This is a genomic window from Bifidobacterium dolichotidis (assembly GCF_003951975.1).
Classification (GTDB): Bacteria; Actinomycetota; Actinomycetes; order Actinomycetales; family Bifidobacteriaceae; genus Bifidobacterium; species Bifidobacterium dolichotidis.
Genome location: NZ_QXGM01000001.1, coordinates 599,873 through 613,186, shown reverse-complemented (window position 1 = coordinate 613,186; position 13,314 = coordinate 599,873). Strand labels below are relative to the sequence as shown.

The following is a 13,314-nucleotide window of genomic DNA, read 5'->3' as shown; positions in this document are numbered from 1 at the left end:
GTGCTCCTTCTCCTCACTATCAGTGCTGTCAATGTTGTGGTGGTCACATTGCACGCTTGTGCTTCATGCCACACTGGTCACTGCAGAACACTGATAGCAGCACTGTAGCAAGAATCAGGAAACCGTTATATCGGTTGATCGTTCTACGACTGGTATACCCATAACCGGGATAAAAGTAAGCCGTGGCTGTTGAGAAATAAGAATATATAAAAAAGGCCCGCACCTTTCGCAAGATGCGGACCTTCTTAGCGTTCTCCTAGAGAATCAGCAAGCTAGAACAAACTCACTTCTTCTCGGAGAGCAGCTGCTCGCGCAGTGCAGCGAGCTGATCGGAATCAGCCAGCGTGCCGTTGGAGGTGTTGTCGGAAGAGTAGTTCGAAGCCTCTTCGACTGGCTCCTGCTTAGCGGCAGTGTTCTGACCATCCTCAGCTGCGGATGCTTCAGCGTTCTCGAGCTCCTTGGCAACGAATGCCTTGTGCTGCTCCCACAGGTCGTGAGCAGCCGCGTACTGCGACTCCCACTCCTCACGCTGCTTCTCGTAACCAGCGATCCACTCGTTGGTGTTTGGATCGAAGCCTTCTGGGTACTTGTAGTTGCCCTCTTCGTCGTACTCTGCTGGCATGCCGTACAGAGCTGGATCGAAGTCTTCAGAGTTAGGATCCACCGAGTCGTTAGCCTGCTTGAGCGACAGGGAGATACGACGACGATCGAGATCAACGTCGATGACCTTGACGAACACTTCTTCGCCTGGCTTGACAACGGTCTCAGGGTTCTCGACGTGGCGGTTAGCCAGCTCGGAGATGTGCACGAGGCCTTCAATACCGTCTTCGACGGAGATGAAGACACCGAACTGCACGATCTTCGTGACCTTGCCACGGACGATCTGGCCTGGCACGTGGGTACGTGCGAAGCGCTGCCATGGATCTTCCTGCGTTGCCTTGAGCGACAGCGAGATACGCTCGCGATCGAGATCGACATCGAGAACCTCGACGGTGACCTTGTCGCCAACCTTGACAACCTCGGATGGGTGATCGATGTGCTTCCAAGAAAGCTCGGAAACGTGGATCAGGCCGTCAACACCACCGAGATCGACGAATGCGCCGAAGTTAACGATGGAGGACACAACGCCTTCACGGATCTGGCCCTTCTTGAGCTGAGACAGGAACGTCTCGCGGACCTCAGACTGGGTCTCCTCAAGGTACTGACGACGGGACAGGACCACGTTGTTGCGGTTCTTGTCGAGCTCGAGGATCTTAGCCTTGATCTTCTGGCCGATGTATGGGGACAGGTCGCGCACACGACGCATCTCAACCAGGGATGCTGGCAGGAAGCCGCGCAGACCGATGTCGACAATGAGGCCGCCCTTGACAGCTTCGATGACGGTGCCTTCGACAACACCATCGTCTTCCTTAATCTTCTCAATGTCGCCCCAAGCGCGCTCGTACTGTGCACGCTTCTTAGACAGAATCAGACGACCTTCCTTATCTTCCTTGGTAACAACCAAGGCTTCAATGGTGTCGCCAACCTTGACGACATCATCAGGATCGACGTCCTTCTTGATGGAAAGCTCACGGGAAGGAATTACACCTTCAGTCTTGTAGCCGATGTCGAGCAGGACTTCGTCGTGATCAACCTTGACGACCTGGCCCTCGACGAGATCACCATCGTCAAAGTTCTTGATGGTGGAATCGACTGCCTTGATGAAGTCTTCAACGGTGCCAATATCGTTAATGGCGACCTTTTCGACTCCCTTATTGTTCTCTGCCATGAAATGTGGTTTCTTGCAACTAGTAGATGGATAATGTCGATATTCAGTTATGAATGTAGGCGCAATTCGCGCATACAGTGGGCCATTCTACTGGGTGCTCTACCTAAATATCAAAGCCAAATTTCGGGCGTGTCGTGTCTCGAAACCTTGGAATTTGCAGCGGATTATCAGGACTGCAAACCCCTGATTTTGCTTACTGCAGCTGCTGCTCTGCGGCACGAACAACGTTGTCAAGCAACATGACGCGAGTCATTGGTCCAATGCCGCCTGGGTTAGGTGTGTATGCCGAGCACTTGTCATAACAAGCTGGATCAATATCACCTTTCACGCGATAGCGTCCTTCGGCTTCAACCCATACACGAGAGACACCAACGTCTACAAGCACTGCCCCATCTTTAATGTCGTCTGGTTTGACATAGCCTGCTTGGCCGCAAGCAGCCACAATAACGTCAGCGCGACGCATGAGTGCATGCACATCACTGGTACCTGTGTGACACAGCGTCACTGTGGCATTGACGGCACGACTCGTGAGCATCAGGCCAATCGTTCGACCGATCGTGATGCCGCGTCCGATAACGCAAACTTCTTTACCAGCTAAATCGATGTTATAAGCGTTAAGCAAAGCGAGCACGCCACGCGGTGTGCATGGTTCTGGTCCACTGACTTTGCCGTCAATATGCAGCACAAGCTCACCTAAGTTCGTTGGGTGCAAGCCGTCGGCGTCTTTAGCTGGATTCACGCGGCACAGTGCCTCATGTTCATCAAGATGCTTTGGCAGTGGCAATTGCACAATAATGCCAGTGCATTGAGGGTCAGCATTGAGCTCGTCAATAGCTGCAATGAGCTGCTCTTGTGTTGTATCTTCTGGAAGATCTACACGCAGTGAAGCAATGCCTACTTCTTCGCAATCGCGGTGTTTTCCGGCCACATATTTCAGTGATCCGGGGTCCTCCCCTACAAGCACCGTGGCCAATCCCGGAGTGGCGCCCTGTTCACGTAAAGCAGCCACGCGTTGGGCTAACCCTTTCTTGATCTGAGACGATACGGATTTGCCGTCGAGTATGATTGCCATCGGATGCCTTTCACGGGGTCATGTTGGCGCACAGCAAACGTGCCAATACAAGCATCCATTCGTGTCTGTAGCTGTTACACGTTGGTGAGCGTAACTGCTGCTGGTACGTCCGACCCACGAAACACCTATGTTGAGGTGGACCGCTGAGGAGGCTTCGTTAGCTATGCATCGTATGGAACGCCATGTTTCACACACCAACAAGCGCGTTGGTACAACCCAAGTTGCTCGTTCATATGTTTCGCGATGGCTTGCCTTACTGGCCGCCCTCTGCATGCTTGCACCATTGGGTGGCTGTGGCTTTTTCACTTCCGACACCAAAGATACCCCATCTCCAGTGCAAAGTGCATCAACTGGTCCAGTATCTATTGTGGCTACGTTGAATCAGTGGGGTTCGCTTGCTGAGCGCATCGGCGGCGACGACGTGAAGGTCACGTCTATTTTGTCTTCTACAAATGTTGATGCTCACGATTTTGAGCCAACAAGCAAAGATTTGAACCAGCTTTCTAAGGCCAATGTTGTGCTCGTGAATGGTGCTGGTTATGACAACTGGGCTACGAAGTGGATTCCATCGAATGCTTCCACTATTTCTGCTGCAGAAACAGTTGGCGCCATTGACGGCGACAATCCTCATCTGTGGTTCTCGAATGAAGCACGTAGCTCGGTGGCTCGTGAACTGTTTGATACGCTGTGCCGCTTGCGTCCAAAGGATAAGAGCAACTTCGAGAAGAACTATGACGCTTGGAAGACTAGCGAAAAGAAGCTCGAGAATACGATGAAGACGTTCCGCAAGGAACACTCTGATCTGACGTATGCAGCAACAGAAACAATTGCCGCCTATCTGATGAGCGATATGGGATTTAAAGATGAAACGCCAAAGGGTTATCTGCAGGCTGTGCAGAATGACTCCGAACCAGCTCCTTCTGATTTGAAGTCGTTCCAGACTCTGTTGAAGGACCGCGAGGTGAAGCTGCTTGTGATTAATCCTCAGCAAGAAAGCAGCACCACTGATCAAATTGTTGATGCTGCATCAACTGGTAGCGATCCTATTCCAGTGTTGAAGGTCACTGAGCAAATGCCTCAGGATCAGAAGGATCTGACTGGCTGGATCTCGTCGCTGGTCAAACAGACGAATGATCTGATTAATTCCGAAGAGGATGCTGAGTAATCCAGCTCAATACCGGAGCAGATGAATACATCAACGAGGTCTCACCTACTGTGAGGCCTCGTTTTTTTGTATAGCTGCAAAACCCATAACCTGAACAATTGCAATGAAATAACCAGACTACCTATTACTTTTAAAGGTATTGCATGAGAACGCTTATCATGCGCGCTACCATTAAGAGTCGGTTATTGCTGAAACTTAAGGGTTACCCACGCTGATTGAGCTATTAAGAAGGTGACATGACGAAAACGACGACTTCTCCTGATGAGCAGCCATGTATTGTGGCTCGCGACGCAGCGGTCAAACATGGCAACCGAACGGTTTGGGATCACGGTACTTTTGAGATTCCTACTGGCTCTGTTACCGCAATTGTTGGTACGAATGGCGCTGGTAAAACCACGATGTTGAACGCTGAGCTCGGTTTAATTCCACTTTCGGGCGGTTCCATTACGGTACTTGGTAAGCCAGCCGGAGAAGCAAATGCTCAGATCGGTTATGTGCCACAGACGTACACCACAGAAATCGATGCAAGTTTAACGGCTCTGCAGTCTGTGCTGCTGGGTTTAACTGGAAACCGCTTTGGCTTCCACCCAGTTACGAAGAAGCAGCAGGCCAAAGCACTTGAAGCACTTGATTACGTGGGTATTGCTAAAGATGCTAACTTGCGTCTGTCGCAGATGTCTGGCGGTATGCGCCAGCGCGTGGCTATTGCACAGGCTTTGGTCAGTGAGCCTAAGCTGCTTATGCTTGACGAGCCTCTGGCTAACCTCGACTTGCAGAGCCAGCACACTACGGTGCATATTCTGGCCAAGTTGAACCAGGAACTGCATATGACGATTCAGGTTGTTGCACACGATCTAAATATGCTGCTTCCAATTCTTACGGGCGCTATTTATCTACTCGATGGCCATCCACACTATGCATGCGTGAACGAAGTGCTTGATGCCAAGCTCCTCACCCATTTGTATGGAACTACGGTTCAGGTAGTGCAAACTCCTCAGGGTGATATGTTCGTCACTCCTGAATCAGATCTGCATTTCGGCACGAATACTGGTGAGGCTGATACTCATACGGTCCGCGAAGTCACGCACTTCCACGAGCACAATGGCTCACACGCTGCTGATAAGGATCACGCTGATACGAATAACGCTGCAGCACCTCATACTGAGGCAACAACACCACACTGCGCCGCCCCAGCTGCAACTACCGCAAGTGCTGCTATGGATGCATGCGCAACAGCACAATCGACTCACTCATCTGCATCGGAGGAACAGTGACTTCTGCAATGACTTATGATCCTGATTGGATGACCACGCTGAACGCTGCCTTCATGCAGAATGCGTTCCTCGCTGGCTTATTCATCTCGCTTGCCGCTGGCATTGTGGGTTACTTCACAATTGCGCGCAAGTCCACATTTGCCTCCCATGCTTTGGCTCATATTGCACTACCTGGCGCTACGGGTGCTGTGCTGTTGGGTGTGCCAGTAGAACTTGGCTTAGGTGTTTTTGCACTTGGCGGTGCTCTGGTTATTGCCGCTCTTGGCAAGAAGGCCTCCCAGCGAGAAATTGCGACGGGTACGGTACTCGCCTTTGCTACTGGTTTAGGTCTGTATTTCGCACGTATGTCTTCGTCGGCATCGCAGCAGCTGCAGTCTATTCTGTTCGGCTCGATTCTGACGATTACCGATGATCAAATTATTAGTTTCGCCGTGTTCGACGTGCTGCTGGTCATTCTTATGGCATTTATTTATCGTCCATTACTGTTCAGCTCGCTTGACGAGCCAGTCGCTCGCGCTAAGGGCGTTCCAACTGGTCTACTCAACGTACTGTTTATGGCCGTGCTTGCTGGTGTTATTACGATTGCCGTTCCTGCAGTTGGTACGCTGCTGATTTTCGCGCTCGTTATTACTCCAGCCGCTTCTGCAAACGTGCTAACGACTTCACCATTTGCCGCTATGGTTGTTGCCACCGCCATCTGCCTGTTCTCAATCTGGGGTGGCCTTGTGGTTGCAACCATGTTCCCCGCCCCACCAAGCTTCGTTATTGTTACGATTTCGGTTGTTATTTGGGGTATCTGCAAAGTCGTTGAGAAGAATCGCAACTAAGTTCAGCTTCTGAACGTTCTAAGTGTTATCAGCAATACAACAGCAGTGCCGAGCTTCATAAAATAATGAGCTCGGCACTGTTTTTTTATTTATTTTTGTACGTTGCCAACAAAGTAAGCAACCACGAATATCGTTATGGTTTCATAGCGATGTCAAAGGTCATCATCTTGTCAGGCAAAAACTCGTCAAGACCTTCAAGTTTGACAACCTTCTTCGTTTTCCCTGATGCCTTGTCAAGCGTGACTATTTTGACGTTATTGTATAAAGAGTCATCATCGCTGATAACCATGCTTATTTCCAAGGCATTTGTTGTCATATAGACTTGGCATTGTTGCTGTTCATCTTCAACAGTGCCACACTGGAAATCATCATTGATCACTTCGGTTACGCCTGAATTTATGTCGGTGCGGAGAAGCCTCGCATTATTATCCACCCACAATAAATGATGATCATCGGTCATAGCATTTTTATCAGAATCAGAGAAAGCAAAATGCCCTGAGTGCATTGGCCAAGCATGACCATTACTATCTATCAATGGAATAAAATCAGTCTTACTTTCCTGCGTATCAACCGTTTCTATCCCATACATATATTTGCGACCGAATGGTCCTGCCTGCAACAATGGATATATTGGATCATCTGCAGATGGCATTTTATTCGTATCATCAAATCCTTTTTGGGCTATGAACACAACTTCGTGTTCACTCAAACATGGCGCATTTTGAGCTCCATCCGAGGTGTTGGTGAAGGCAGGCATCGTATCTTGCGTAATAATATTTTTTTGCTGAATTGTTTTATTACTAACAGTTTGATCAAGAACACGTTCACGGCCAATACCTTGATGTTCTTCATCTTCTATTTCTCGTGGATAGCCACTGTAAACGTTAGTACCACATGCTGCATTCACATCATTGGAACCATGCTTAGTCCGGATTTCACCGTAGTTACTTGCTTGTGGCGTTGATATAGAAAGACCGATTCTATAAGAAGCATCATCGCCGCCGATATTATACAGAGGAACATTAGTACCGTCATTTAACGTGACAATATCCAAATTTTCATCCATCTGTGGATGCCTATTTTTAATATTGCCCCGCTCGGTCATCCAATAATCGTTATGTCGATCTACATAAAACAGACCATTATTGGTCCACCGAATCTTTCCCAAATATATACCGTCATGATGTACTGCATCATAAGTGCCATCTTCACGAATCAGGATTGTATATCCATCTTTTTGGGGAAATATTCGGCCTAACTCTATTTCGGGGTTATAGTTCAGGGCCCATTTATATTCACTGATATTGATGCTTTCGAAGGGTACACCTTTACTCCCACACGCAGAAAGGGAGAATGCTGCTAAACAACACACAGTCAATGCAGCCATGATCTTCTTTGAACGTTTCACAATTTTCCCTTCCTCTCACCTACTCATCGATTTCGGTAATACTGAGTCCAATCGGTGCCCCCAAATACCGATTGCCTACACATCTGATCCCAATACCACCAGCTTCAAGCTTGTGGTTTGCATCAGCAGTACAGGCGTAAAACGCAGTAAACTTCGCCGATCCTTAGTAACTCATCGGTTGTCTCAAAGTAATAAGTAGACATCGTATAAATGCGTCATGGATTCCTTACGAAATTCCAAACCGTATTATTCACGGTACAAGAAAAGGATCACCGCATAATCTGAGGACGTCACATGATGGACTTTAGGGCATGGTTATCGCACGACGCTGTGCGATAACCGAGCAGCTAATCAGGAGTTATGGCAACTGTACTAAGCAATTTGCAATGGCTGCTATGCCCTCACCTTGACCTGTAAAGCCCATACCATCAGTAGTTGTTGCCGTAATTGATACTGGGCAACCCAAGATATCACTCATACGCTGTTGTGCTTCGGAGCGACGCGGGCTGAACTTTGGCCTATTGCCAATTATGCAAATAGAGGCATTAATTGGTTCAATGTGATGCTCATGCAGTAATTCTCTAACTTCTGTAAGCATCGAAGAGCCAGTCATACCTGCACCTTTGGCATTATGGCCAACGCCAAACATTGAACCAATATCACCAAGACCTGAGGCACTTAACAGTGCATCAATAAGTGCATGCACTGCAATATCACCATCAGAATCGCCCTCAATACGAGGACCAGGCCAATCTTCAATGCAAGCCAAGTGCATTGGTTGACCATCGTCTATAGAAACAAAACGGTGGGCATCGAAACCGGTGCCCACCCTTTGCTGAGTGTTCATACTCACTTACGTTTCTTGCCCTTGCCTTCAGCTTCCAGACGAGCAAGCGTATTCGCTGCTGGCTCATCAGGAGCGCACGTATGATGCTTGTCATCACCAGGCAGTGGATCAGCATATCCCAGATTGACATCAAGCAGACGCTGTGCTTCGTCTTCATCAAGCTTTTCCGACAATGCGATTTCGGAAGTCAGCACGCTACGAGCCTTCGTCAGCATGCGCTTCTCGCCTGCAGACAGGCCATGCTCATCAACATCGCGCTGTGCCAGATCACGCACAACTTCAGCGATCTTATTCACATCACCAGTTGCAAGCTTCTCAACATTGAGCTTGTAACGACGCGACCAATTCATTTCCTTTTCAATGATTGGCGTACGCAGAATCTCAAAAACCTTTGCCACTTCATGGGCATCAACAATGTCACGAACGCCAACCTTCTTAGCGTTCTCAACTGGCACGTTGATGACTAATCCGTCTGACGAGAGCACGGACAGTTGCAAATATTCCCTCGTTACACCTTTGACCGTGCGTTCGGTAATGGCCTCCACTTTGGCCGCGCCGTGACGCGGATAGACGACCATATCGCCGACTTTGTAGCCCATGTATCCTCCGTGAATTGACGATAAACCCAAGCTATTATGCCAAAGAGCTTGGACCGCATACGACGTCTTTATCAGTCAAATGTAATGAAGTTATGTTGTTTTTCGTATTTTCGCAGGAATTTTCCGAAAACGTTGGCAAATGCCCCCGAATTATGCGTATGCTGTAGCCATGAATACACCAAATATCTCAAAAACCGCAGTCCCGATTGAGGTCAATGCAGACCAGCTCGACGCAGTGAGTAATGGCGCATATTATAACCCCCACGAAATTCTTGGTGCACATATCAACGAAAATACTGAACCTGCTTCAGTCACTATTCGTGTGCTGCGCCCATTCGCGAAGACGGTCACCATCATTACCCAAAAGGGCGAGGTAGAAGCAATTCACGAGCACAATGGCATTTTTGTGGCCACTATGCCTGCTGCTCTCGGTCCAAAATGCAAGGCCACTGTACCTGACTACCGTGTGCGTACCACGTACAGCGACGACACCACGATTGTGGAAGACGAGCCATATCGTTACCTGCCAACCATTGGCGATATTGATATGTACCTGTTCGGCGAAGGCCGTCACGAGCGTCTGTGGGAGCTCATGGGCGCCCACGTTATGCGCTTCGATGATCCAATGGGTTCGCAGGACGGCACGAAGGGCAAGCCAGTTGTTGGTACTTCGTTTAAGGTGTGGGCTCCAAACGCTCATGCTATTCAGGTCGTTGGCGACTTCAACGGCTGGGATGGCCGCCGTCACGCTATGCGTTCGCTCGGTTCCACCGGTATCTGGGAACTGTTCATTCCAGGTGTCGAAAGCGGCATGCTGTACAAGTACAAGATCTTGAACGCTTACGGTCAGTGGGAGCTCAAGGCTGATCCTATGGAGCGTTCGCACGAGATTCCACCTCGTACTGGCTCCGTTGTCGTTGAATCGACACACAAGTGGAACGATGACGCTTGGATGAAGAAGCGTGCATCGACTGATCCACATCAGGGTGCTATTTCGATTTACGAGGTCAACGCTAATTCGTGGCGTAAGGACGTCCATAACTACGAAGAGCTCGCAGACAAGCTGATTCCTTATGTTAAGGAAATGGGCTTCACTCACATTGAGTTCATGCCACTCGCCCAGTACCCATTCTTGGGCTCTTGGGGCTACCAGGTTACGGGCTACTATGCTGTTGATTCTCGTCTGGGTACGCCAGATCAGTTCAAGTACCTGGTTGAGAAGGCTCACGAAGCAGGCATTGGCGTCATTATGGATTGGGTTCCTGCCCACTTCCCTAAGGATGGCTTCGCATTAGGCCGCTTCGACGGCACACCTCTGTACGAGGATCCAGATCCTCTGCGTGGTGAGCACCCTGATTGGGGCACCTACGTGTTCAACTTCGGCCGTAATGAGGTTCGCAACTTCCTCGTTGCTAACGCTCTGTACTGGCTGTCTGAATACCACGTCGATGGTCTGCGCGTTGACGCCGTCTCCTCGATGCTGTACTTGGATTACAGCCGTAAGGATGGCCAGTGGCGCCCTAATAAGTTCGGTGGCCGAGAGAATCTGGAAGCCATTAACTTCATTCAGGAAGCCAATGCAACGGCATACAAAAATAATCCTGGAATCATGATGATTGCAGAAGAGTCGACGGCTTACCCAGGAGTGACGGCGCCAACTGCAAACGGCGGACTTGGCTACGGACTCAAGTGGAACATGGGCTGGATGCACGACACCCTTGAGTACCTCAAGGAATCCCCTATTAACCGTCGTTGGCACCACGATGAGATTACGTTCTCGATGGTGTATGCCTACTCCGAGCACTACGTGCTGCCTATCAGCCACGATGAAGTCGTGTACGGCAAGGGCTCTCTGTTCACGAAGATGCCGGGCGATGACTGGCAGAAGTTTGCTGGAGTACGCGCACTGTTCGCATACCAGTGGGCTCACCCAGGCAAGAACCTGACGTTCATGGGTAACGAGATCGCACAGTTTGCTGAGTGGGATTACAACAACCAGATTGAGTGGGACAGCCTGAACTGGGATGACCACAAGGGTGTTCAGCGTCTGGTTGCTGATCTGAACAAGCTCTACAAGGAGAACGAAGCATTCTGGAGTCAGGACTTCACTCCTGACGGATTCCAGTGGCTGACGAGCGACGATAGCGACCACAATACGCTGAGTTTCATGCGTATTGGTAAGGACGGCGAACAGGTCGTTGTCGTTGTCAATTTCTCCGGTAGCGCATGGGACAACTATCAAGTTGCACTTCCTCAGGGTAGTCGTTGGACTGAGGTTTTAACCACGGATGACGCGAAATATGGCGGTTCTGACATCCACAACGAAAACATTGTGGCAGACGCCGGTCCGTATCATTCAAGGGAATTCTCAGCTAACATCAAGGTTCCAGCTTTGGGCGCTGTATTCTTGAAACCAGAAAATTAAGGAAGGTCATTGAACTATGAATCCAACTCCCGCACCGCAGCAGCGCCCACGTCTGACGGTCCTTGTTGTTGAGGACGAACCAACGCTTGCCACTGCAATTGCGCAACGCCTCACGGCGGAAGGTTGGGCAGCACGTGTCGCTTCTGATGGTGCAAGTGCTGTGCAGGCTGCTTCCGTTTTGAAGCCAGATTTGATCATTATGGATGTCATGCTGCCAGTCATGGATGGATTGGAAGCTACAAAGCGCATTATCGCTGAACGCCCAGTACCAGTGCTAATGCTGACTGCACGCGATGATGAGACCGATAAGATTATTGGTCTTGACGCAGGTGCAGATGACTACGTGACGAAGCCATTCTCGATGCGTGAGCTTATTGCACGTTGCAAGGCTCTGCTGCGTCGAGTTGAGCGTGCCAAGGTCATTGCTAAGAACTCCGAGCACGAGAAGATTCTCGACTTCGGTCCTCTGGTTATTGATCCAACGCAGCGCGTTGTTACGCTCAACGGCCAGGTTGTGCATCTGACTCCAACTGAGTTTGATCTGCTGACCACGCTGGCTCGTAAGCCTAAGACCGTGCTCACTCGTGAGCAGCTGCTCGAGGATGTATGGGATTGGGTCGATGCTTCGGGTACGCGAACCGTTGACTCTCACGTCAAGGCTCTGCGTCACAAGCTGGTCTCGACCATGATCCGTACTGTGCACGGCGTCGGTTACGCATTCGAACCACCGGCTAAGTAATGGCACAGCTCGATTCCGAACAACAGGGGCGCTCCTCTTCCGCACAGCGGGTGGAGCGCCCTGTCGGTCTATTGTCCTCGCTTCGCGTTGAGTTAAGTATTCTGATTCTTATCTCGACTGTCTTAGCGTTCCTTATGGCATGGTTTCTGACGCACCTTCATATGAATGGTTGGTCTGCCCTGCCTCTGACGATTATTGTCACGCTTATTTTCACCTACTCATTTGCACGAGGCTTAACTACGCCTCTTACTGAAATGCGTAACGCAGCCGTTTCTATGGCTGAGGGTGATTATTCTGTTCGCGTTGATACGTACGCCTCGAATCGCGATGAGATCCAAGAGCTCGCCCATGCGTTTAATGAGATGGCTGACGAGCTTGAGCATGCTGATCAGCTGCGCCGCGATATGGTCGCTAATGTGAGCCACGAGCTGCGTACTCCTGTGGCTGCTCTGCAGGCCATGGTGGAGAACATGGCTGATGGTGTTGTTGAGCCTTCGCAAAGCAATATGGAGAATATTCTTGCGCAGACACAACGCTTAAGTGATCTGATTGCATTCTTGCTTGATATGAGCCGTGTGGAAGCTGGCGCTGCTAGTTTGCACGTGGAGACCTTCAATCTTGCAGAGTTCATTGATGATACGGTTGCTCCTCTCAAAATCGCTGATGCTGGTCACGGCCACACAATTGAGCTGCATGTTCCTGATGACATCATGCTCGAAGGTGATAAGGATCGTCTGCGCCAGCTGTTCACGAATATTATTGCCAACGCTTTGAAGCATTCGGCTGATAATACGGGCATTCTCGTTGAAGCTCGTCAAGATGATGAGAACGATGAGATCGTCGCGAATATCATCAACTACGGTTCTGAGATTCCTGCCGAAGTTCGTAATCAGATCTTCCGCCGCTTTGTTAAAGGCAAGAGCGGTCCTGGTACAGAATCTGGTGGTACTGGCTTGGGTCTGTCGATTGCACGTTGGGCTGCCGGCTTGCACGGCGGTACAGTGCAGGTGGTTGATGACTACCGTGGCGTCAACTTTGAGATTCGTCTGCCTCGTCACTTTGTGCTCGAAGAAGATAATCCCGAAGACTAAAGTTAACGGCACTAAGCATGCAATAACTCGTCGAACTGACATACAACACTCACTCCTGAATCAGCATTCTGGTTCAGGAGTTTTTGTTATGTGAGCAGC

11 protein-coding genes are annotated in these 13,314 nt (G+C 49.8%); 6 read left to right on the top strand and 5 right to left on the bottom strand.

Annotation, left to right across the window (positions count from 1 at the left end; all coding sequences use genetic code 11):
- Positions 1-283: 283 nt before the first annotated feature.
- Positions 284-1,768, bottom strand: a complete 1,485-nt coding sequence (rpsA, locus tag D2E26_RS02280) for a 30S ribosomal protein S1 (protein WP_125963060.1) — start codon at positions 1,766-1,768, stop codon at positions 284-286.
- A gap of 193 nt (positions 1,769-1,961) precedes the next feature.
- The gene (locus D2E26_RS02275; RefSeq protein ID WP_125963059.1) at positions 1,962-2,840 is read right to left on the bottom strand and encodes a bifunctional methylenetetrahydrofolate dehydrogenase/methenyltetrahydrofolate cyclohydrolase; all 879 of its coding nucleotides are present in this window, start codon (positions 2,838-2,840) and stop codon (positions 1,962-1,964) included.
- A gap of 127 nt (positions 2,841-2,967) precedes the next feature.
- On the opposite strand from D2E26_RS02275, the gene D2E26_RS02270 reads away from it, so the two are divergent.
- From D2E26_RS02270 to D2E26_RS02260, 3 genes are all read left to right on the top strand, one after another.
- A complete protein-coding gene (locus D2E26_RS02270; RefSeq protein ID WP_125963058.1) occupies positions 2,968-4,005 on the top strand; it encodes a metal ABC transporter solute-binding protein, Zn/Mn family in 1,038 nt (345 codons plus the stop codon).
- Positions 4,006-4,241: 236 nt separating this feature from the next.
- Positions 4,242-5,279, top strand: a complete 1,038-nt coding sequence (locus D2E26_RS02265; protein WP_125963057.1) for an ABC transporter ATP-binding protein — start codon at positions 4,242-4,244, stop codon at positions 5,277-5,279.
- Positions 5,280-5,287: 8 nt separating this feature from the next.
- Positions 5,288-6,106, top strand: coding sequence for a metal ABC transporter permease (locus tag D2E26_RS02260; RefSeq protein WP_125963388.1), 819 nt, complete (start codon positions 5,288-5,290; stop codon positions 6,104-6,106).
- A 133-nt stretch (positions 6,107-6,239) separates the two neighbouring features.
- Here D2E26_RS02260 and D2E26_RS02255 read toward each other — a convergent pair whose 3' ends face one another.
- The 3 genes from D2E26_RS02255 to D2E26_RS02245 all read right to left on the bottom strand — a co-directional run bounded on the left by D2E26_RS02255 (position 6,240) and on the right by D2E26_RS02245 (position 8,960).
- Positions 6,240-7,493, bottom strand: coding sequence for a hypothetical protein (locus D2E26_RS02255; RefSeq protein ID WP_125963056.1), 1,254 nt, complete (start codon positions 7,491-7,493; stop codon positions 6,240-6,242).
- Positions 7,494-7,872: 379 nt separating this feature from the next.
- Positions 7,873-8,367 (bottom strand): 2-C-methyl-D-erythritol 2,4-cyclodiphosphate synthase, encoded by a 495-nt coding sequence (gene ispF / locus D2E26_RS02250; protein ID WP_206432054.1) that lies wholly within the window; start codon positions 8,365-8,367, stop codon positions 7,873-7,875.
- On the bottom strand, positions 8,364-8,960 hold the full coding sequence (locus D2E26_RS02245) for a CarD family transcriptional regulator (RefSeq protein ID WP_125963055.1): 597 nt from the start codon (positions 8,958-8,960) through the stop codon (positions 8,364-8,366). Before D2E26_RS02245 ends, ispF begins: the two co-directional genes overlap by 4 nt.
- Positions 8,961-9,129: 169 nt before the next feature.
- Here D2E26_RS02245 and glgB point away from each other — a divergent pair, with 169 nt between their 5' ends.
- The 3 genes from glgB to D2E26_RS02230 are packed head-to-tail and all read left to right on the top strand — an operon-like array spanning position 9,130 to position 13,215.
- Positions 9,130-11,385, top strand: coding sequence for a 1,4-alpha-glucan branching protein GlgB (gene glgB / locus D2E26_RS02240; RefSeq protein ID WP_125963054.1), 2,256 nt, complete (start codon positions 9,130-9,132; stop codon positions 11,383-11,385).
- A gap of 16 nt (positions 11,386-11,401) precedes the next feature.
- Complete coding sequence (locus D2E26_RS02235) at positions 11,402-12,124, top strand: response regulator transcription factor (protein WP_125963053.1); 723 nt, start codon at positions 11,402-11,404, stop codon at positions 12,122-12,124.
- Positions 12,124-13,215 (top strand): sensor histidine kinase, encoded by a 1,092-nt coding sequence (locus D2E26_RS02230; RefSeq protein ID WP_125963052.1) that lies wholly within the window; start codon positions 12,124-12,126, stop codon positions 13,213-13,215. The genes D2E26_RS02235 and D2E26_RS02230 overlap by 1 nt, the downstream gene beginning before the upstream one ends.
- The last annotated feature ends 99 nt before the right edge of the window (positions 13,216-13,314 follow it).